Source organism: Hydrogenophaga sp. L310 (genome assembly GCF_055703065.1).
The window spans coordinates 122380-141368 of the sequence record NZ_JBVPZA010000001.1 but is presented as its reverse complement, the minus strand read 5'-3'; the positions used below and the strand labels follow the sequence as shown (position 1 = coordinate 141368).

General features: G+C 59.8%; 22 protein-coding genes and 1 pseudogene. 19 read left to right on the top strand and 4 right to left on the bottom strand.

Translation table 11 applies throughout. The features are described from left to right. The first annotated feature begins 107 nt into the window (after positions 1-107). Complete coding sequence (locus AC0GNO_RS00725; protein ID WP_472902573.1) at positions 108-548, top strand: hypothetical protein; 441 nt, start codon at positions 108-110, stop codon at positions 546-548. Beyond that, a complete protein-coding gene (locus AC0GNO_RS00720) occupies positions 523-1305 on the top strand; it encodes an autoinducer binding domain-containing protein (RefSeq protein ID WP_472902572.1) in 783 nt (260 codons plus the stop codon). Before AC0GNO_RS00725 ends, AC0GNO_RS00720 begins: the two co-directional genes overlap by 26 nt. A gap of 29 nt (positions 1306-1334) precedes the next feature. On the opposite strand, the gene AC0GNO_RS00715 is transcribed toward AC0GNO_RS00720, so the two are convergent. After that, on the bottom strand, positions 1335-2003 hold the full coding sequence (locus AC0GNO_RS00715; protein ID WP_472902571.1) for an SOS response-associated peptidase: 669 nt from the start codon (positions 2001-2003) through the stop codon (positions 1335-1337). Between the two features lie 45 nt (positions 2004-2048). On the opposite strand from AC0GNO_RS00715, the gene AC0GNO_RS00710 reads away from it, so the two are divergent. The 14 genes and pseudogenes from AC0GNO_RS00710 to AC0GNO_RS00645 all read left to right on the top strand — a co-directional run bounded on the left by AC0GNO_RS00710 (position 2049) and on the right by AC0GNO_RS00645 (position 14807). Then, positions 2049-2489 (top strand): LexA family protein, encoded by a 441-nt coding sequence (locus tag AC0GNO_RS00710; protein ID WP_472902570.1) that lies wholly within the window; start codon positions 2049-2051, stop codon positions 2487-2489. 28 nt (positions 2490-2517) lie between these two features. Beyond that, positions 2518-3717: pseudogene (locus AC0GNO_RS00705) on the top strand (Y-family DNA polymerase); the annotation flags it as partial. A 60-nt stretch (positions 3718-3777) separates the two neighbouring features. Beyond that, positions 3778-4935: an ATP-binding protein gene (locus AC0GNO_RS00700; protein ID WP_472902980.1), complete on the top strand. Its 1158-nt coding sequence runs from the start codon at positions 3778-3780 to the stop codon at positions 4933-4935. Between the two features lie 51 nt (positions 4936-4986). Continuing rightward, positions 4987-5520, top strand: coding sequence for a hypothetical protein (locus AC0GNO_RS00695; RefSeq protein ID WP_472902569.1), 534 nt, complete (start codon positions 4987-4989; stop codon positions 5518-5520). Continuing rightward, entirely contained in the window at positions 5517-6521 is a 1005-nt protein-coding gene (locus AC0GNO_RS00690; protein ID WP_472902568.1) for a helix-turn-helix transcriptional regulator, read from the top strand. Before AC0GNO_RS00695 ends, AC0GNO_RS00690 begins: the two co-directional genes overlap by 4 nt. Before the next feature lie 211 nt (positions 6522-6732). Next, positions 6733-7593 carry a hypothetical protein gene (locus tag AC0GNO_RS00685; RefSeq protein WP_472902567.1) on the top strand — a complete coding sequence of 287 codons (861 nt, stop codon included), beginning with the start codon at positions 6733-6735 and terminating at the stop codon, positions 7591-7593. Between the two features lie 105 nt (positions 7594-7698). Further along, positions 7699-8322, top strand: a complete 624-nt coding sequence (locus AC0GNO_RS00680) for a hypothetical protein (RefSeq protein WP_472902566.1) — start codon at positions 7699-7701, stop codon at positions 8320-8322. An 89-nt stretch (positions 8323-8411) separates the two neighbouring features. Further along, complete coding sequence (locus tag AC0GNO_RS00675; RefSeq protein ID WP_472902565.1) at positions 8412-8717, top strand: hypothetical protein; 306 nt, start codon at positions 8412-8414, stop codon at positions 8715-8717. A 322-nt stretch (positions 8718-9039) separates the two neighbouring features. Continuing rightward, positions 9040-9432 (top strand): hypothetical protein, encoded by a 393-nt coding sequence (locus AC0GNO_RS00670; RefSeq protein ID WP_472902564.1) that lies wholly within the window; start codon positions 9040-9042, stop codon positions 9430-9432. 389 nt (positions 9433-9821) lie between these two features. Next, complete coding sequence (locus AC0GNO_RS00665; RefSeq protein ID WP_472902563.1) at positions 9822-10316, top strand: lytic transglycosylase domain-containing protein; 495 nt, start codon at positions 9822-9824, stop codon at positions 10314-10316. Positions 10317-10326: 10 nt separating this feature from the next. Then, a complete protein-coding gene (locus AC0GNO_RS00660) occupies positions 10327-11277 on the top strand; it encodes a TrbC/VirB2 family protein (protein ID WP_472902562.1) in 951 nt (316 codons plus the stop codon). Between the two features lie 473 nt (positions 11278-11750). Further along, complete coding sequence (locus AC0GNO_RS00655; protein ID WP_472902561.1) at positions 11751-13199, top strand: tyrosine-type recombinase/integrase; 1449 nt, start codon at positions 11751-11753, stop codon at positions 13197-13199. 181 nt (positions 13200-13380) lie between these two features. Then, positions 13381-13962, top strand: coding sequence for a type IV toxin-antitoxin system AbiEi family antitoxin domain-containing protein (locus AC0GNO_RS00650; RefSeq protein WP_472902560.1), 582 nt, complete (start codon positions 13381-13383; stop codon positions 13960-13962). Further along, entirely contained in the window at positions 13959-14807 is an 849-nt protein-coding gene (locus AC0GNO_RS00645; RefSeq protein ID WP_472902559.1) for a nucleotidyl transferase AbiEii/AbiGii toxin family protein, read from the top strand. Before AC0GNO_RS00650 ends, AC0GNO_RS00645 begins: the two co-directional genes overlap by 4 nt. Here AC0GNO_RS00645 and AC0GNO_RS00640 read toward each other — a convergent pair. From AC0GNO_RS00640 to AC0GNO_RS00630, 3 genes are read right to left on the bottom strand one after another with little or no spacing between them, the layout of a single operon-like run. Next, positions 14762-15457 carry a zeta toxin family protein gene (locus AC0GNO_RS00640; RefSeq protein WP_472902558.1) on the bottom strand — a complete coding sequence of 232 codons (696 nt, stop codon included), beginning with the start codon at positions 15455-15457 and terminating at the stop codon, positions 14762-14764. The two genes, AC0GNO_RS00645 and AC0GNO_RS00640, sit on opposite strands and share 46 nt — an antisense overlap. After that, complete coding sequence (locus AC0GNO_RS00635; RefSeq protein ID WP_472902557.1) at positions 15454-16137, bottom strand: hypothetical protein; 684 nt, start codon at positions 16135-16137, stop codon at positions 15454-15456. The genes AC0GNO_RS00640 and AC0GNO_RS00635 overlap by 4 nt, the downstream gene beginning before the upstream one ends. Next, entirely contained in the window at positions 16134-16973 is an 840-nt protein-coding gene (locus tag AC0GNO_RS00630) for a TIGR04255 family protein (RefSeq protein WP_472902556.1), read from the bottom strand. Before AC0GNO_RS00630 ends, AC0GNO_RS00635 begins: the two co-directional genes overlap by 4 nt. 125 nt (positions 16974-17098) lie before the next feature. On the opposite strand from AC0GNO_RS00630, the gene AC0GNO_RS00625 reads away from it, so the two are divergent. From AC0GNO_RS00625 to AC0GNO_RS00615, 3 genes are read left to right on the top strand one after another with little or no spacing between them, the layout of a single operon-like run. After that, positions 17099-17356, top strand: a complete 258-nt coding sequence (locus AC0GNO_RS00625; RefSeq protein ID WP_472902555.1) for a multiubiquitin domain-containing protein — start codon at positions 17099-17101, stop codon at positions 17354-17356. Continuing rightward, the gene (locus AC0GNO_RS00620; RefSeq protein WP_472902554.1) at positions 17331-18533 is read left to right on the top strand and encodes a ThiF family adenylyltransferase; all 1203 of its coding nucleotides are present in this window, start codon (positions 17331-17333) and stop codon (positions 18531-18533) included. The genes AC0GNO_RS00625 and AC0GNO_RS00620 overlap by 26 nt, the downstream gene beginning before the upstream one ends. Then, positions 18523-18984 carry a ubiquitination-like system serine protease family protein gene (locus AC0GNO_RS00615; RefSeq protein ID WP_472902553.1) on the top strand — a complete coding sequence of 154 codons (462 nt, stop codon included), beginning with the start codon at positions 18523-18525 and terminating at the stop codon, positions 18982-18984. The genes AC0GNO_RS00620 and AC0GNO_RS00615 overlap by 11 nt, the downstream gene beginning before the upstream one ends. The last annotated feature ends 5 nt before the right edge of the window (positions 18985-18989 follow it).

The following is an 18989-nucleotide window of genomic DNA, read 5'->3' as shown; positions in this document are numbered from 1 at the left end:
CAGCGCCCAGCACGACTCCCTACCCTTGCCACTGATTTTTGTTTGTGGCGTGTCATTTGGTCCCAAGGATCAACACGACTCAATGGGCTGGCCCCGGGGGAGCTTTGATGAGCACCGATCTCGAACACATCGCTGTGGCGACACCGACCCCTTCAACCGTTGCCGAACCCCTGAGCCGGCGACGCATCGACCGTGTTGACGAGCCCGCGCGGCCACTGGGCGCCAAACGCGCCGCACTTCAGATTCGCCGAAAGAGACCTGTGGGCACCACCGCTCGATCCAAAGCCGCCTCAATAGAATCCGGCGCGCTTTCCCTGGCATCGCAAGACGAGTCCGTGGCATTCACGTTGCGAGCGACCGCCCTCGGGCTGGTGATCGAGCGTACGCAGAGGCAGGTAGTGGGCACCCGCCTGGTTCAGGTCTTGGTGTTCACCGACCAACCGGCATTTGACCGCTGGTGTGAATTCGAACCCATGCGGTTCGAAGACGCCGTGCTCTACAGCCATCTGCGCCGTGAAGGCCATGCAGCACTCACAGCCAAACGGTGAAACGCTAAGCCTGAGCGCCGAGGGACGCTCGACTGGCGAGGACGCGCGCCTGCTTGAGATGCTTCCCAGGATCGGCGATGCCGAATCCACCGAAACAGCAGTGACTTTGTTCCGCGAAGCGGTGTTCAGCCTGGGGGCAGACGCTGGCGTTTTCATGAGCTGCCTGAGTGACGATGCCACCCGCACATCACTCCGCTCCCTTTGGGCTTGTGACCCCGTTTGGGCAGCGGAGTACGCCAGCCGCAGGCTTTTTTCACACGACCCATGGCTGCGATACGCAACGCATGAATCAGAGCCCATATTTACCAGCGCGCTACGACCAGCATCAGCAGAGGAAGGGGCTTTTCTGGCAACGGCTGCAACGTACGGGTTCGCTTCTGCGGTGATTGCACCAGCGCCCAGTGGCGTCGGCACATCGCGCGTGGGCATGCTCTGCATTGGCTCGCAAGACGCCCAGCATTTTGTTGATGGGACAGGCGCGAAAGTCCGTGTACTGGCGAGGGCGTTGGCCATGGAGCTTCACCGGTGGCTACAGCAGTCCATGCGAAAGGAACTGCTGCTCAGGGCGCACCTCACGGACGCCGAACTCGAACTGCTTCGCCACGAAGCCGCCGGCCACAGCAGCAAAGTGATCGGTGCGGCGCTGCATGTCGAGGCCACCACCATCGACTGCCGGTTCCAGCGACTGAATGCCAAGCTGGATGCTCCGGACCGGCGAACCGCACTGCGGATTGCGAGGCTTTACGGTCTCCTTTAGCCGACAGACCATTCAAGTCAACGGCGGTATCAGTCCTTGCGCTTGCCCCTGTCCGGCTCCGCTGTCGCCATCAGCAACTGCGCCGGAAACTGCTGCATGAAGGCCATCGACCTGGCTGCCGGTGCATCCAGCCACTCGTCGTACTGATCCTCCCGCAAGATCACGACCATGCGCTTCTCGTCGCCGGGTTTGTGGAAGTACTTGAACAACTCGTGCTCGTCGGCGTTGACCGTGAGCATGGTGAAGCTGAACACCTCTTCCCCGGTGGCCTTGGTGTTGCTGGCCCACAGACCCGCAATCCCCATGGGATTGCCGTCCTTGCGTTGAATGCGGGTCGGCACCGCTGAGCCACTGCGCCAATCCGGTTCGTAAATGCGCTCCACCGGCACGATGCAGTGCTGGCCGTTTTTCCAGGCATCTCGGAAGCTGGGTTTCTCGGCCACGGTTTCGGAGCGCGCGTTGAAGGTGCGCCGGCCAAAAGTCAGTTCACCGGCCCAGTGCGGAATCAGCCCGAACAGGCCGGCCATGGCCTCCCGCGGGGGGACCGCCTCATCACCCACATCCCTGTGCGGATGCCGACGGATGAAGCAGCCTTCGTAAAGCGGCCAGACCTGGGCCTTGGCCGCCGGTGGGGCATCCACCCCGAAGTAGAGTCGCAGTCTCTCCGTGCTGACCACGGCGTCGTAGTTGGAACACATGTCGTAATTCTGGTCGGAAACGGGTGGCAGCCGTATACTGGATGCATGACCAGTATATGCATCAGCTCCGTGCCCCAGCCACTGGCGGCCACCCCGCTGGTGCTGCCCATGTCCGAAGGCCACGTGCGTGCCGGGTTTCCCTCACCGGCGGAAGACTTTGCGGTCAACCGGCTGGACCTGACACAAATCCTGGTCACACACCCCCAGGCAACCTTCCTGCTGCGGGTAGCCGGTGCTTCCATGCGCGAAGCAGGTATTGATGACGGCGACACCTTGGTGGTTGACCGGGCCATCAAGCCCCAGCACGGCCATATCGTGGTGGCGGTCGTCGACGGCGAGTTCACCGTGAAGACGCTGCACCAGCGTGCGGGACGCATGCGCCTCAAGGCCGCCAATCCCACCTTTCCCGACATCGTGCCCAAGGATGGCCAGACCGTTGAGGTCTGGGGGGTCGTCTCTTCGTGTATCAAACGCTTCACTGTCTGACAGCGACCCGGGTTCAAAGGACGCGGCCATGTATGCCCTGGTCGATGGCAACAATTTCTATGTCTCGTGTGAACGGGTGTTCCGGCCCAGCCTGAACGGCCGGCCTGTCATCGTGCTCTCCAACAACGACGGCTGCGCCATCGCACGCTCCAACGAAGCCAAAGCGCTGGGCATCGCGATGGGCGCACCTTGGTTCAAGATTCGGCACCTGGAGCAGGAAGCGGGGCTGGTGGCCCTGTCGGCCAACTTCACGCTCTATGGCGACATGAGCGACCGCATGATGAGCCTGGCCGCCGGGCTGGGGCCTTCCCAGGAGATTTACTCCATCGACGAGAGCTTCGTCGGATTGCAGGGGGTGCGCGGGGACCTGGTGGGCCGAGCCCACAAAATCCGCAGCCGCATTCTTCAGTGGACCGGCATCCCAACCTGCATCGGCATCGCACCCACCAAGACCCTGGCCAAGCTCGCGAACCACATCGGCAAGACCGCCGAACGCAAACCCGGCAGCTACCCCCTGGAACTGGCCCAGGTCTGCAACCTCGCAGCCTTACCGGCCCAGGACCTGGATGACGTGCTCGACGCCACCGGGGTGGGTGAAGTCTGGGGTGTAGGCCCCCGCATCGCAAAGCAGCTGCAGGAGGGCGGCATCAAGACCGTTCTGGACCTCACCCGCATGGACCCGGCGACGGTTCGCCGCGGCTGGAGCGTCACGCTGGAGAAAACCGTTCGCGAACTGCAGGGCCTGCCCTGCATCGAGCTGGACGATGCGCCAGGGCTCAAACAGCAAATCGCCTGCACCCGTTCCTTCGGCAAACCCATGCACGAGCTGGGCCCCTTGGTCGAAGCCGTGACCGAGTTTGCCGGGCGGGCCGCGGAAAAGCTGCGCAAGCAGCACTGCCTGGCCACCGAACTGCTGGTCTTCATGCACACCTCACCCTACCGCCCAGGAGCGCAATGCTCACGCAGCGTGGTGGTGCCCCTGCGTAGACCCACCGACGACACCCTGGCGCTGGCCCAGGCTGCAGCAAATGGTATGCGCTACATGTACGTGCCGGGCTTTCGATTCATCAAAGCCGGGGTGATGCTGCTGGACCTACAACCGGCAAACATCCTGCAGCGGGAGCTGGACCTTGAGCCTGCAGCGCTTGAAGACGCCAGTACGCCACGCGACCGCTCCGGGCTGATGACTGCGATGGACGCCATCAACGGCCGGTACGGAAAAGGAACCAGCCGTCTGCGTGCCCTGCGTGTCGCCCAGTCCTTCTTCGCGCAGCGCCAGGCACTCATCGTGTTCGACGAGGCCGAAGACGTGTTCGACGACGGCGGGCATCCGCTCTTTGGCCAAAAAAGCACCGGTCAGACGCGCAAGGCCTGGCTCAACCGCACGCTGGAGGACAACCCTGTGCCAGCCCTGTGGCTGACCAACTCGATCAACAGCATCGACCCCGCCTTCGTGCGCCGGTTCGACCTCGTGATCGAACTGCCGATTCCGTCCAAATCGCAGCGCCAGCGCATCCTGCAGCTGGCCTGCGGCGATCTCGCCGACGCGCCACAGTTGGCGCGGCTGGCCGGACTCGACACCCTGGCCCCTGCTGTGGCGACCCGTGCGGCTGCGGTGGTGCGCGCCATTGGCAGCCAGCTTGACGACCCGCAGCGCGCCCACGCGCTGGACCGGCTGATCGACAGCACCCTGCAGGCCCAAGGCCATGTCGGCGTGCGGCCACACAATCCGGACCTCCTGCCAGAGATCTATGACCCGGCGTTCATCCGGTCAGACACCGACCTCGCCCAAGTGGCCCAGGGCCTTCAACGGCTGCGCTCCGGCCGCATCTGTCTCTACGGCCCGCCCGGCACCGGGAAAACCGCCTATGCCCGCTGGCTGGCCGAACAGTTGGCAACCCCGCTTCTCGTGCGCCGCGCGTCCGACCTGCTGTCTCCGTGGGTCGGCGGCACCGAGAAGAACCTCGCCGGCGCCTTTCGCGATGCTGAGCGCGAGAGCGCCGTGTTGCTGATCGACGAAATGGACAGCTTTCTGCAGGACCGCCGCCACGCGCACCATGGCTGGGAGGTCGTGGCCGTAAACGAAATGCTCACCCAGATGGAATCGTTCTCCGGCCTGTTCATTGCTTCTACCAACCTGATGGATAACCTGGACCCCGCCTCGCTGCGGCGCTTCGACCTGAAGGTGAAGTTCGACTTCCTCTCGCCCAGTCAGTCGATCGAACTGCTGCGCCGCCACTGCCAGCACCTGGGGCTGCCGGCACCCAATGCAGCAGCCGAACACGCGATGGCAGGCCTGAGCACCCTCGCGCCAGGCGACTTCGCCGCCGCTGCACGGCGGCACCGTTTCTACCCCATGGCCGACCCCCGCCAGTTTGTCGGCATGCTCCAGGCCGAATGCGCCCTCAAGGGCCATGCTGCCCCGTCAATGGGGTTTCTGAACTGATCACTCAAGTAACATGCTTTTGTAACAAAACACATACGCCTCTCGACTGGCATGCGCACGCTCTCCAAATCCAGGCTGCTGGCTTACCGCCAGTGCCCCAAGCGGCTCTGGCTGGAAATCCACCACCCGGAATACCGAGCCGACTCCGCCGCCAGCCGGGCCAGTTTTGCGACGGGCCGCCAAGTGGGCGACATCGCCCTGCTCCTCTACGACCCACAACGCAAGGGCGTGCTGCTCGACCCCAAGGCAGAGGCTATCGATCACCTGCTCCAGCTCAGCCAGCAACTGTTCCAAGCCAAGCCGCCGCGCGCCCTGTTCGAGGCTGGCTTTCGCGCCGAAGGCGCGTTGGCTTCGTGGAGCATCACTGCCATGCTGCCGACGCCGCATCCAGACCTGCGCTACGCCGACCTCGACGGCGTGCAGGACGACGGCATGGCCATGCAGGCCTACCTCGAAACGCTCTCGCCCGACACCAGCCAGACGCGAAAAACGCAGATCGACCACCAGTTGCGCAGCTACTGCGCGCTCGACACCCTGGCCCTGGTCCGCCTGTGGTCGTCCTTCACGGATCAACCCGTTCCATGAAAAACAAGCGCTCCAACACGACCGAAACCGTCATCCTGGCCCTCGAAGTGCTGCGCCGCATCCCGCGCGGGCGCAAAGTCACGGCCGCCGAGCTGCACGCCCAGTTGCGCGACACCGGCACCGTGCGCGACCTGCGCACCATCCAGCGCCAGTTGGAAATGCTCAGCGAGCACTTTCCCATTGAGCGCGACGACCGCAGCAAACCCTACGGCTACACCTGGCGGGAAAAGGCCGAAGCCCTGGCCCTGCCCAACCTGACGCCGCAGGAATCGCTGCTGCTGCTCCTGGCCCAGGAACACCTGCGCCATCTGTTGCCCTCCCGCCTGATGCACGGCATGGAAGGCTTCTTCGCTCAGGCCCGGCGCAACCTCGGCCCTGACAGCAACGCCCAACTGGAAAAGCAGTGGCCCGACAAAGTGCGCGTGGTGGCCACCAGCCAGCCGCTGCTGCCCCCCAGGCTCCAGCCCGACGTGTTCGAAACCGTCAGCGAGGCGCTGTACGCCAACCGCTGGCTGCGGCTGGGTTACCGGAACGCCCAGGGCAAGCTCGGCGACATCGAAGTCATGCCCCTGGGCTTGGCCCAGCAAGGTCCGCGCCTCTATCTGGTGTGCCGCTACAAGGGCTACGACAACGAGCGCAGTCTGGCGTTGCACCGCATCCAGCGCGCTGAGGCCACGCCATTCACCTTCAAGCGCCCGCCCGGATTCGACCTCCGGCAATATGACGACGATGGCCGCTTCGGCATCAGCAAAGGCCAACGCATCCGCCTGAGCTTCCACATCAGCCAGCCCGCCGGCCTGCACCTGCTCGAATCGCCGCTGTCCACCGACCAGACGGTGGAAACCACGGCCGAAGGCTATCGGATCACCGCCACCGTGGTCGAAACGGCCGTACTCACCTGGTGGCTGCGTGGCTTTGGGGATGCCGTCTCCGAAGTGCGGCGTGAACCTCTCGATGCCGAAGCCGAAAGCCAGTGCTCACCACGAGATGCGGGCCAATGAACACCGCTACCGGCATTGCAATTCAAATAACCGCTACAGCGGCCAAGCGCACGATACCAAGATGGCAGCGACGGGGCAGTTGGTATGGCTCAACGTTCTTTGGTCGGAGTGCGCGCGTGACACGTAGTTACCCGAGAAGACTTGAAATTTAAACAAATATCGGATTATTGACATCATAAGCCACACGTTCACTCAAAATCAATAACCTGACATGTTAAAAATATATCGCGATTTTCACGGAACAAATGCACAAGATACCACAAAAGGAAATGCAAACACTTTTCTCCATAGAATTCTAATTGAAGTTGTTACCGAAAACTACAGACAGATGATGTTTGAGTACCAAGCATTGCATTCGTATTACAACGATGCATCAACCCTTCTTGACCCTCCATTGCGCGCAAATGAAAAAGTTATAACAGGACTGTTTTCAAACGCAATATCTCGGGTCTCACCCCGCTCAAGACCAGAGGCCAGAATAGACAGAGATGAAATCATCATTGCCACCGAAGTAGCAAGCAGAAGCGATAATTCTATTTATGGTGGAAATCCGCGAAAAAATGTAAAATATGGGCGAGTCGATTTTCTAGCTTGGCATGAAAATCGCATTTTCGCCATAGAATTAAAAGCCGCATCTATGAATTGCGGTAGCCCCAAAATCACTACCCCAATCGAAAAACGCTGGGAAAGCGTAGTCAAGCAGACAAAAGGAGTTCAACGCCATCTTCAAAAATTGACAAAAATAGATCCAGCCAGATACCCAAATCCAATTTCTATTGGCATAATGGCAATCATCGGAAGACGAACCACCAACACAGAAAATGAGAATTTCAAGCCGGCAGACGAAGATGAATTCATAAAAACTCTCAGCGATGGGTTGAAAAAAACTCAAAACCCAACCTATCAAGCGATATACACATTTCCAGAGAAATTCAACAAGCTAGTTCCGCGCAAAAAGGGCAGGCCAGACCCCAATGGAATCAAAATAATACACACTCCATACATAGCATTTTTAGGCTACACATCCATCTCTCCAAACAGCGGATCAACTCAAAAAAGTAATGTGAACTGAATTCGCTACCAACCTTCATCCAAATTAAGTTCATGGATTGACATCAGTCATTCGAAACATCGCAGTTAAAGACGAGGTGGGTCAAAGAGGTTTTTATTGCAATAAATGAAAAATCAAATGCATCAGCATCAACTTACCCCTTGGTTTGACACAAAAGTGGACGGCCCTCCTCGCAGAGTGGGTGTCTATGAAGGCAGCGCCATAGGAATACCAGGGGAAGGAGGAACTTCTCAGCATGGTTACTACTATTGGGACGGAGAGAAATGGTCTGGCTGGGGGGCAAGTCTTGATCAGATCACGCCTTGCTTATTTTTTAGAGCCCGTCATTGGCGCGGCGTCATCCCCGGCAAGGGCTACCCCTATGACCAAATCAAGGTTTATCGGCCCACCCATTTCGTTGGAAGACTGGAGTCCGTCGGTACAGCAATGGGAAGTATCAATATCAATCGGCTGGAAATCACAGAGAAGCATTTGAGTATTCAGCTCACGTGGGAATCCGCTTCCCGCGACTCGGAGAAGTATCAGTGCACCCTCATTGAGCAGGGAGGGGAATTCATGGGCAAGGCGAAAGCGCGCATCCGCAACTTCACTCTCGATGTCGACACGCATTTCCGGGCCGTGCTTTCAACCAAGACCAATGACGGATTTTCCATGACACTCAACCTGAAAATGCCGACGAAGCAGTGGCAACAATTTCAGGGAGTTCTGAAAAAACCATCCACTCCATGATCCAGCCGCCTGGGAGCACAGCGTCAGTTCCCGCTGCAGACCAAAGCGCGAATGTTCTCCACCGCGGCTGGCTCCCCCTGACGGTCGTCTTGCGCGAACAGGTAGACAACCTGCTCGGCCCGGACAGGGATGCCTTCCATTGGGTTCAGTTCAAGGAGAAGCTGGGCAGCGCCCGCTTCCATGGGGTGTGGACGCACGAGCCGCGTGACGCAGCGGTGAAAGAAGCTGTCGCCGACGTGGTGAACCGTGCTGTGTTGGCGTCGGCGCGCACCTGCATCGTCTGCGGCGCCCCGGCACCCGTGGCCGCTCCAAACGTGCCCTTGTGCGCCGACCACGAGGCGCTTCGTCCCGGGCGCCGCTGGGCAGCGGCGGCGGCGCCCCACTGGCCTTGGTAGTCATGGATTCATTGGGAGTGCTACGTGCAGCATCCAGGCACGTGAACTGACCCAGTCCGTTGTCTAGGCGCACGCCAACCGCAGGGGGCTCCAGTGGAAATCCGCTGGTCCGAAGAACAGGCGCAGTATCCGCATCCTGATGGCATTGGATTGCGACACATGTTGTCGCAGCAAGTCGGAACATGGACTCTGTTCAATCAGGAGGCCAACACCTCATGCCATTTGCCACGCACTCCACCGACGCGCGTCTTCCCGACGGTGAGCCTCTTCACACCCGCAAAGCTGGGGATCAGCGTGCAGCGGACATGGAAGGAATGCCGGTATGAACGCCCTTCTCGCCTGGTGGACCTTCATCTGGGATTTGTACCTGCAGGCCCTGGCATGGGGCTCAGACCTTGGGGGGTTTTGGGGACTGCTCATCTACCTGCTGGCGACAGTGGCCGCGTTCGGCGCTGCCGTGGTCGCCCCCATCGTGCTTTTGATCAAGCTGGTGATCATTGCCCTGGTGCTATCGGTCAAACTGGCGATACTGGCCATTCTGTTCTGGGCCGCAGCACACGCCTCTCAGGCCATTGGGAATCAACAGACTGAGGAAATTCGGCCATCCGCCACAACGAAAACGGTGCCCTCGGACACGAGCCATATCGTGGAAGCAACACTGGCGGGTCTTCACTGCATCCACGAGTTCAACTTTTTGTACGCGAAGGCCGGGTAGCGATCGCAGGCGGCACAAAATTTCTAGACGTTTGTGACGGCGTGAATCAAAAATGCAGCTGAGTAGGCCTTGATCAGTCGGCCCACATCCCAGGAGAGTCGGGTGACAGCGACTTTCAATTTTGCCCGGCCCTCGCGCCGGGCATTTTTTTTCTGGCGTGCCGAACAGGTCAGGTCTCGCAAGTTACGAATGTGCTGGAAAACAGCCCGAATCCAGCAGCGGCGCATGGGGTTTCAAGTCCTACATTGACTTCACGGCGTTCAAAGAGCCGGCAGCAAATGCCTCCTCACGAACAGCGTCGAACTGAGGGACTTGACCATGCACCATTCATCTCCTGCCGACACCTTGTGCCGGCGTTCCACCGAAGCCGGATGATGAGGACGGCGGCCATGGATGCGTCCACATTCCTCTCGCTCGCTCTGGCCTGTGCGCCGCAGGTGCACGCGACCACTGTGCATGCACTGGTCAGTGTTGAAAGCGCCTTCAACCCCTGGGCCATCGGCGTGGTCGGTGGAGCGTTGCAACGCCAACCGCGACACCGCATGGAGGCACTTGCCACCGCAAAGGCACTGCAGGCCACCGGGCGGAACTTCAGTGTGGGGTTGGGCCAGATCAATGTGGGCAACTTTTCGCGGTTGGGCCTGTCGCTGACCACCGCTTTCGAGCCTTGCACCAACCTGGCCGCCATGCAGGCGGTGTTGAGCGAGTGTTTCGAACGGGCGCTACGCAAGTCGTCTCGCACATCGGGAGAACAGGCAGCCCTGCGTGCCGCCCTCTCCTGCTACTACAGCGGCAACTTCTCCACTGGCTTTCGCCATGGCTACGTGGGAAAGGTTGTCGCGGCAGTCCGAACCCCTTTCCCCTCTGTCCAACCAACCCGGTGAAGGAGCCGTCATGAACCGCGTCCGTCTTTTCCTGCGCCAGCGCAAAACACTTCTCGCTCTGCTGTTGTCAACCGTAGGCTCTGTCGCCTGGGCGCAGGGTTTCGACAAGATCAACACCACGGTCACCAACGTCAACACCATCCTGGTGACGATCTCGATTGCAGTGGTGACCATTGCGATCATCTGGGCCGGCTTCAAGATGATCTTTCAAGGCGCGCGCCTGGCCGATGTGGCCAACGTGCTGATTGGCGGCACGCTGGTGGGCGGGGCGGCGGCCTTCGCCAGCTACACCCGCAAGTGGAACCCGGCTCCAAGGCTGGTGCTGTTCGACCTGGACCGGGGTTGCGAGATTGCGATTCGGGCCTTGAACGGCCGCTATTTCACCCTCGAAGCGGGCAAGCCCACCCACCTGAACCCGCTGCAACGCGACCCCACGCCAGCACGCATCCAGTTCTGGGAACAGCTGATCCGCATCTGCATCGCCACGCCTGCTCTGCCTTTGCTGCCGGCCGATGAGCGTGCGATTGCCGACGCCGTCAAGACGGTGGCCACGATGCCTACTGCCCTGCGCCGCTTCTCGACGGTTCGACAGAACCTGCCGAAATCGGGTGAAAACAGCTTGTACGAGCGACTCGGGCGCTGGTGTGAAGGTGGTGCGCTGGGCTGGGTGTTCGACCAAGCCAACGACCAGTTGGCTGACCTGGACGCGGCATCGGTGATCGCCTTCGACACCACCGAGTTTCTGGACCTGCCCGAGGTGCGCACACCGGTCATGCTCTACCTGCTTCAGGTGATGGAAGAGTTGGTCAACGGCGAACGCCTGATCTATGTGATTTCGGAGTTCTGGAAAGCGCTGGACCACGAGATCTTCAGCGACTTCGCCAAACAGAAGCAGAAGACCATCCGCAAGCAAAACGGCTTGGGCAACTCCGCACACAAACCGAGCGCAGATCAAACGTGACCCCGTTAGCGACACGTCACCAGAACATGTCGCCAAAAACCCATTTCGCGAACACGAACTTTTTTGTCGTCCGGTGGCGCAAAGACCGGCAGGCGTTGCTTGACCGCCACAGGCGCCTACATGCAAGACCCTGTGAGAACAAAAAGCCTGTTGCTACGACGTGGGTTCTTCGTGAGGCCGTCATCAGAACGGCCTGCGCAACGGCGGTTTACCCCCCGGTTTACCCCCGGAGCGCCAAAAAGAAAAACGGGCTAGCTCATTTCTGAGCTAACCCGTTGATTTTATTGGTCGGCGTGGCGGGATTCGAACTCGCGACCCCTTGCACCCCATCGGCCCTAAGGCAGATTTCCCCGGACATCCACGGACGTAAATTCTCCTTATAAAACAATCAGTTATTGCATTTTCTTGTCCAGAGCCGTCCTGCTGAATACACTGAAATCCAGCGATTTTTAGGACACGGCTAGGACACGGAAATGGCAAAACTGACTGTGCGAGGTATCGAGGCACTGCGCCCCAAAGAGGCCAGCTACAAGGTCACGATTGATCGTGGCCTCTATCTGCGGATCGCTCCCGATGGCGTGAAAACCTGGTTGGCACGCTATGTGGTCGCTGGCGTCCAGAAGCAGGCTCGGCTTCCTCGACCCTACGGCAGTGGTGGAGACGAAGGGTACATGTCATTGGCGCAGGCCACCGCGGAGAATGCCCGGATCCAAGCCCTTGCCAGGGACGGCATCGACTTCCTGGAACAGAAAGCCGAAATCGAGCGAGCCCGCGCGGAAGCCAAGGCAGCTGCTGAAGCCACCAACACACCGTTCGTCCAGCTGTACGAAACCTGGCTGGCCAATGGCGTCAGCCGCAAAAACGACAACGCCACCCTGCGCCGGGCGTTTGCCAAGGATGTGCTTCCCTTCGTGGGTGATCGCCCAATACGCGAGGTCGACGACATCGAGTTGCTCCAACTCTTGCGCAACATCGGCAGGAAACGCAACTGTCCCAGGACGGCCGAGTCCCGGCTCGCGGACCTCCGGCAGATGTACCGATGGGCGATCAAACGCCAGCCGTGGCGCTCCATACTCGTGAATGGAAACCCCGCCGACCTCATTGAGCTCAAGCAGATCACGGCAGCCAACTACGAACCGGTGATCCGGAGCCGGACGCTCTCGCCCTTGGAGATCCGCGGGTTGCGCGACGTTTTCGAGAACATGCAGCAAGACTACGAGAACGCTGCCGACAAACGTGCTGCGGATCGCCCGGTCCAACTGGAGACCCAACTCGCACTCTGGATCTGCCTGGGAACCGGATGCCGCATTGGCGAGTTGCTGCAATCGCGCTGGGAGCACGTCGATCTGGACAAAGGGACCTGGTTCGTGCCGCGTGAGCACACCAAGACCCATGTCGATTGGCTGGTCTACCTGTCGGACTTCAGCAAACGCCAGTTCAAGGCTTTGTATGAGCTGACCAGCAAGGTCGCCTGGTGCTTCCCATCAAAGGACAAGACGGGCCATGTCTGTTTGAAAACGGTCGGCAAGCAGGTGGGGGACCGGCAAACCCGGTTCAAGAAGCGCAAGGCACTCAAGAACCGGCGGAACGACAACACCTTGGTGCTCGCTGATGGGGAACACGGAGCATGGACGCCTCACGACCTGAGGCGGACGGCGTCTACCCTGATGCAGTCGCTGCGGGTGCACCCAGACGTGATCGACCGCTGCCAGAACCATGTGCTGCCGGGTAGCAAGGTTCGCCGGCACTACCTGCACTACGACTACGCCGAAGAAAAGCGGGAAGCATGGAAGCTGCTCGGTGATCGGCTGGATGCGATCCTGAACTCCAGCAATGTGATCCATTTGCAGTGGCCGGCCGAAAGGTCCACGAATGCTGAAGCCGGTGCGCCCCATTCAACAAGCCGCGTCGCTAATTTTTGACAGGCGGTTTTGCCATTCTCGGGTCGGATGCGCGCGACCATCCCCCACCTGAGTTTCAACTTGACCATGTGCCTTGGGTTTCGTTGAAGTTGTGTTATTTAGTTTTTTATTGACAAATAACTAGCAATTACAACAAACTCCGAAAATAACTCTGGACTCGAACTCGACGCTCGAACAAGCCGTGCTCGCACTCGCCGAGCGCCAGCCACTTCTGCGCGCGCGCGATCTGACGCTGCAAGCGCTGCCGACCGTGATGCTCAGCCGCCTGGTCGCGGCGGGCAAGCTTGAGCGTGTGGCCCGTGGCGTCTACAGCCTGCCCGGGCGTGCACTCAGCGAGCACCGATCCCTGGCCGAAGTTGCACTGCGGGCGCCGCGTGGTGTCGTGTGCCTGCTGTCGGCACTGCGCGTTCACGGCATCGGCACCCAGGCACCTTTCGAGGTCTGGCTGGCGATCCCTCCGCACACACCCACACCCCGACTGGACCAGCCGGCACTACGCGTGGTGCGCATGTCGGGTCCTGCCCTTTCCGAAGGTGTTGAACTCATCGACATCGATGGCGTGCAAGTCCCCGTGTTCAATCCAGAAAAAACGGTGGCCGACTGCTTCAAGTTCCGCAACAAGATTGGCCTGGACGTGGCGCTGGAGGCGCTGCGCGATGGCTGGGCTCAGCGCAAGCTGACCATGGATGCGCTCTGGCACTACGCCGCAGTCAATCGCGTGGCCAATGTGATGCGGCCCTACCTGGAAAGTGTCACGGCATGAGTCGCAACCTGGCCGCCTCCATCCGCGCCCGCTTGAAGCAGCGCGCCGATGCCACGAAGCAGGACTTCAACCTGATCCTCACCCACTACGGGCTGGAACGCTTGCTGTATCGGCTGTCGATCTCACCCCACGCCGGCAACTACATTCTCAAGGGAGCGCTGCTGTTTTCGCTGTGGTACGACCAGCCACACCGGCCAACGCGCGACGCGGACCTGCTGGGCTTTGGTTCGGACGACATCGATACCGCCGTATCGGCCTTCTGTGAAATCTGCGCGCTGGAGGAGGAAGACGGTATCGCGTTCGAGCCCACATCGGTCAGGGGCTCGGTGATCCTCAAGGACGCGGGCTATGGCGGTGTGCGGATCGACCTGCTGGGGAAGCTGGACGGAGCGCGCATCACGCTGCAGGTGGATATCGGTTTCGGCGATGCGGTCACGCCCGCACCAGAATCGGTGAGCTACCCGGTTTTGCTGAATGACCTGCCTGCACCGCAATTGCGCTCGTACCCGAAATACACGGTGGTGGCCGAGAAGCTCCATGCGGTGTGCCTGCTCGGCATGGCCAATACCCGGATGAAGGACTACTTCGATCTGTGGGTGCTATTCACCGAAGGCACATTGAAATCGGCGGAACTGCGACGTGCAGTCGAGGCGACATTTGCATGGCGGCAATTGCCTGTGCCAAACACTGTCCCCTCCGGCTTGAGCGATGTCTTTGCACAGGATGCCGTGAAACGGGCGCAGTGGGCAGCGTTTCTGAAAAAGAACCGGCTGGATGCCCTGGGTTTGGCTTTGCCCATTCACGGCATGATCATCGGCCACCAAGTAGGCATGCGGTCGTGCTGAGCTACTAACATGCCGTTCCTGACTATCGCTACAGGACGATGGCTTCGACCAGCGCCCCCTTCGTCACGGGAGTTGTCGAAGAAGAGCGCCAGGGGAACGATCCGGATTGCACTACGGGCGTTGGCGAACACACGGCCGAATCGGTCTTCCTGTACTTCGGGCGGCACGTCGTGCCCTCCCTGTGCCGCGCGATGCTGGACCCGCTGCTGAGCGAGCGCGAGATTGTCGAGCCCTACAAACACCATGACCACAAAATATCCAGCGGCCACTCCGCGCTGCAACTCGGCGAGCTTGTAGCCGTATGGATCAGAGAAGACGGTCTCGAAGACAAAGTGGGACTGCATGCCTGCTGGTGCAGCCAGTAGCAGTTCGCGGCGCCTTGTAGCCTCAGCTTGAGCCTGCAATGCGGTCTCCCGAGACTGCAGAGCGCGCGGATCAAGTTGAGCCGCTTCGTTCAGCTCGCGCTCAATTTCGTCTGCATTGATGTAGATGGCTTCGACCCCACCTTCTAGCATCGGCTCAAGCCGTTTTCGCCAGAGCGTTGTCTTGCCTGCGCCATTCGGGCCCGCGACCATCAACATGAGGGACCGATTGCCCGAGCCGCCGCTCAGCTCGTCAAGAAAAATCTCGAAAAGCTGTGCGCCGGTCAATCCAGATCCATCCCGAATTTGTCGGTATTTTTACGCAAGTTCTCGATACCCCTTTTCAGGGCGAGACGCTGCTCAGCCCGATGTCGCTGCATGCGGGCACCGGAACCCGTGGCCCGAGCAAGAAGCTCATAAGCTTGCGCGAATGTCCCTGCATCCAGCTGTTCTGCGCATAGCATCTGCATGAGGGTCAAATTCCGGTCCGGCAATGGTTCAACCAGATACTTGCCGGCCAGAGGCGTGTAGCTGCACCATTGCTTTGCAATCTGGTAAAGGCGCCACAGGCGACTTCGATTGGAGGGATTGAGCTTCTCCATCCGGTCGGTGCGCAACCATGCATACACCGTAATTCTCTCGATGCGCAGGACCTGCGAGAGCTGGGTGACATTCAGGCCGAATGACTTGCGCAACTCTTCCACCATCTCGGCCGGAGTCGTGAGCGCAGGTTCAGTGTGAGGTGCGGCCGCTGCAGATTGCAACGACAGAGGTCTTGCCAGATTGACACTGGTGCCAAGGTACTGCTGAAGGTCATCGAGTCCGATGACAATGGTTGGCAATGCAGTCCCGAAATCCAAGACAAACGCTTTGATGTCCCGGATGCCCGTGGACCCTGACTTGCGCCAGACCGCATTGGCGCCAATGGTCCCACCAAGCTTTGCGTCTCGAAGGGAGGCGTAGATCATTCGCCAACTCCTTTTTTGGATTCTGGGTTCCATTCCCTTTTCGCCAGAGGCGAAATCATGGCTTGGAATGCACCGGAAACCTCGGTGTGCATTTGAGTGAACAGCTGACTGAGCGTGGCTACATCTGCCGGGTGTTCACCGTCGATCCAGCGATCCGTATCGATCACCCCACACACAGTTGGATGCCCCTGCGGTGACTCGTGCCGAGGAGTCAGCATCCCCTGTAGGTCCATCGGCAATGTAGGTACCCCAAACCCGCGCATGAATTGCAGCCGCATGCGACCCACGGGATAGCGAAGATCAAGCAGCGATACCTGCAAGTCTGGTGCCCCCAACGCTCCTGGAAGTACAGGCAGACCAGCCAGGTTCCAGGGTGCCTGGACGTACTCCTCCGGCACTCCTCCCTCTCTCGGCTGCAGAAAGTCGACATAGCGAAGGCCCGCCCGGGTCACTGCCGTCACATGCACGTCCGCCAGCGCAGCCGCCACCTGAAGCCAGTGCTCGCGGAAGTGCGATGAGTCAACGTAAGACGTGACCGCGTACGTGAGCGAATCCTGCTGTACACGAACCATTGCATCCACGTTTTCGTTGATCAGGTCATACGCAATCGCACTCGCAGGTCGCTGCACGCTGGGTTCGGAGTCGAGGTTGATCTCGATTGCGGGACCACTGATCTGGCTGATGGTAGGAAAACGTGCCCCCAATCGGGTCGTGATCGCATCGCGCAGCTTTTCGGGATCGGCAGCGGAGGTCGGCAGAAAACGGACCTGTGCGAGCACAAACACGACGGGTGCACTCGCCCACTGGCCCCGCCCACGGGTTGCATCACTGGTCAAGCGGTCTCCTTGCAATTAATTTCACTCGCATCTTACACGAGACTTTACACCTTTCAAAAAATCTGCCACACTGCACTCACCTTACACAACATCTAACACCAATTTGCCGATGAAAGGGTAAATCCATGAGCAACTCAAAGCAGCCCAACACGAAAATTGTTCTCAATCTCGAAGAGATCGAGGTTCCGCAGGAAAAGCTGACGTACGCGCAGCTGGTGCACTTGGCTTACCACCAGGACCCGCCAGCGGACACTTCGGACTTCATCTACACGATCACGATCAGCCACCCTGAACTCGGCGATCTGTCATTGGCACGCGGGGACAAGCCTGTGCCGGTCAAGGAAGGAATGGTGTGCCATGTCCGCAAGACCGGCCGTTCTTGAGCAGGCGCTCGCACCGTTCGTCGCCGCAGGCCTGCGGGTGACGGTGCACGGGTCGCACCTCCTTTTGCACGATGTCCCAGTGGTGGACGAGCGCGCCAGGCTGCAGCTAGGTACGCTTGTCGCCAGTCTGATCTACACGGACACGCAAATCATCCTGCCAGCCACCCATCAGGCTTGGTTCGACGGGCCGTTCCCCTGCTTCGCAAACGGCACTCCGATGGAACAGTTGCGCCACTCCGAGGTTGCGGGTGGCTTGGTTGCCCCCGGCGTCGCCGCCCGGTTCCATTTCTCCAACAAGAACGACGGCTGGACGGCGTACGCGACCCACTTTGACCAGCTGATGCACTACTGGCGCATCATCACGGACCAGGCACGCGTGCTCGATCCGCACTGCACCCGACCGCTGGGGCCCGGCTCAGCAGTAGTGGCGCCACGCACCAGCCCATTCCGGTACCCCGATGCGTCCTCCGTTCGCGGCAACTTCGCGATGGCCTCGGAGCGTCTGGCGAACCTCACCGTGGCCATCGTGGGCTTGGGCGGCACGGGTTCGTACGTGCTGGATCAGGTGGCCAAGACGCCGGTGCGCGATATTCATCTCTTCGACGGTGACGTGTTCGAGTTGCACAACGCTTTCCGAGCACCCGGCGCGGCACACGAGAACGATTTCAACGCGCCCAAGGTCTCGTACTTCGCTGACATGTACGGCCACATGCACACCGGGATCGTGCCACATCCAACATATGTAACCGATACCAACGTCGGGCTGCTCGGTCAATTCAATTTCGTCTTCGTCTGTGTCGACAAAGGCCCTGCAAGGCGGCTGATCTGCTCTCACCTGATTCAGAAGGGCGTGCCATTCATCGACTGCGGCATGGACATGTCGCTGTCAACGGCTCAGCAGATCTTCGGCACGTGTCGTGTCACGCTGGCCACGCCCGCGAAAAATCAGCACTTTTTTGACCGTGCCCCAACCATGGACGAAGCCGGAGATGCACTATACGAGCAGAACATCCAGATTGCAGATGCCAACGCGCTCAATGCCATGCTCGCCGTAATGCTCTGGAAACAGCACTTCGGCTTCTATGCAACCAACTGGGACTGGCATCACCTGGAGTTCGCTGTGAGCTCGATGGGGTTGGCGAAAGCCGAAAGGACAGAGAATCCCGATGCGGATTGACCAAATCAAGGCGGAGGTCGTCGACTTGGCACCCAAGGTACTCGAGCCAGGACGACTCTACATCAGCCATAAATACCGAGCAGCTGTTCATCTTTGCTGTTGCGGTTGCGGAGAGAAGGTGGTGACGCCTCTCTCCCCAGCTGAATGGCAAGTCCACGTGCAGAATGAACGCGTGACGCTCCACCCATCAATTGGCAACTGGTCAATGACATGCCAGTCTCACTACCTGATCCGCGACAGCCGCGTCATCTGGGCAGGCACGTTCTCAAAGAAGCAGATGACGGCAGTATTTGAACGTGATCAGCGTGATCTGAAGCGCCTTCATCAAACCTCAACAGATCGCCCAACGCCTGCTCCTTCTGTTCCACCAAAGATGCCCACGAACATGCAACCCGAGTCACGCGGCTGGTTGGGATGGCTCAAAGAACTGTGGCTTCGACTCACCCGCTAACGCCC

What these genes read in the sequence shown, in the direction of transcription:
- AC0GNO_RS00665 (WP_472902563.1), top strand. Translation starts at nt 9,822, where the DNA reads ATGGATGCGTCCACATTCCTCTCGCTCGCTCTGGCCTGTGCGCCGCAG.
- AC0GNO_RS00690 (WP_472902568.1), top strand. Translation starts at nt 5,517, where the DNA reads ATGAAAAACAAGCGCTCCAACACGACCGAAACCGTCATCCTGGCCCTC.
- AC0GNO_RS00725 (WP_472902573.1), top strand. Translation starts at nt 108, where the DNA reads ATGAGCACCGATCTCGAACACATCGCTGTGGCGACACCGACCCCTTCA.
- AC0GNO_RS00715 (WP_472902571.1), bottom strand. Translation starts at nt 2,003, where the DNA reads ATGTGTTCCAACTACGACGCCGTGGTCAGCACGGAGAGACTGCGACTC.
- AC0GNO_RS00620 (WP_472902554.1), top strand. Translation starts at nt 17,331, where the DNA reads ATGTCCGCAAGACCGGCCGTTCTTGAGCAGGCGCTCGCACCGTTCGTC.
- AC0GNO_RS00615 (WP_472902553.1), top strand. Translation starts at nt 18,523, where the DNA reads ATGCGGATTGACCAAATCAAGGCGGAGGTCGTCGACTTGGCACCCAAG.
- AC0GNO_RS00680 (WP_472902566.1), top strand. Translation starts at nt 7,699, where the DNA reads ATGAAAAATCAAATGCATCAGCATCAACTTACCCCTTGGTTTGACACA.
- AC0GNO_RS00660 (WP_472902562.1), top strand. Translation starts at nt 10,327, where the DNA reads ATGAACCGCGTCCGTCTTTTCCTGCGCCAGCGCAAAACACTTCTCGCT.
- AC0GNO_RS00710 (WP_472902570.1), top strand. Translation starts at nt 2,049, where the DNA reads ATGACCAGTATATGCATCAGCTCCGTGCCCCAGCCACTGGCGGCCACC.
- AC0GNO_RS00670 (WP_472902564.1), top strand. Translation starts at nt 9,040, where the DNA reads ATGAACGCCCTTCTCGCCTGGTGGACCTTCATCTGGGATTTGTACCTG.
- AC0GNO_RS00685 (WP_472902567.1), top strand. Translation starts at nt 6,733, where the DNA reads ATGTTAAAAATATATCGCGATTTTCACGGAACAAATGCACAAGATACC.
- AC0GNO_RS00720 (WP_472902572.1), top strand. Translation starts at nt 523, where the DNA reads ATGCAGCACTCACAGCCAAACGGTGAAACGCTAAGCCTGAGCGCCGAG.
- AC0GNO_RS00645 (WP_472902559.1), top strand. Translation starts at nt 13,959, where the DNA reads ATGAGTCGCAACCTGGCCGCCTCCATCCGCGCCCGCTTGAAGCAGCGC.
- AC0GNO_RS00695 (WP_472902569.1), top strand. Translation starts at nt 4,987, where the DNA reads ATGCGCACGCTCTCCAAATCCAGGCTGCTGGCTTACCGCCAGTGCCCC.
- AC0GNO_RS00625 (WP_472902555.1), top strand. Translation starts at nt 17,099, where the DNA reads ATGAGCAACTCAAAGCAGCCCAACACGAAAATTGTTCTCAATCTCGAA.
- AC0GNO_RS00655 (WP_472902561.1), top strand. Translation starts at nt 11,751, where the DNA reads ATGGCAAAACTGACTGTGCGAGGTATCGAGGCACTGCGCCCCAAAGAG.
- AC0GNO_RS00635 (WP_472902557.1), bottom strand. Translation starts at nt 16,137, where the DNA reads ATGATCTACGCCTCCCTTCGAGACGCAAAGCTTGGTGGGACCATTGGC.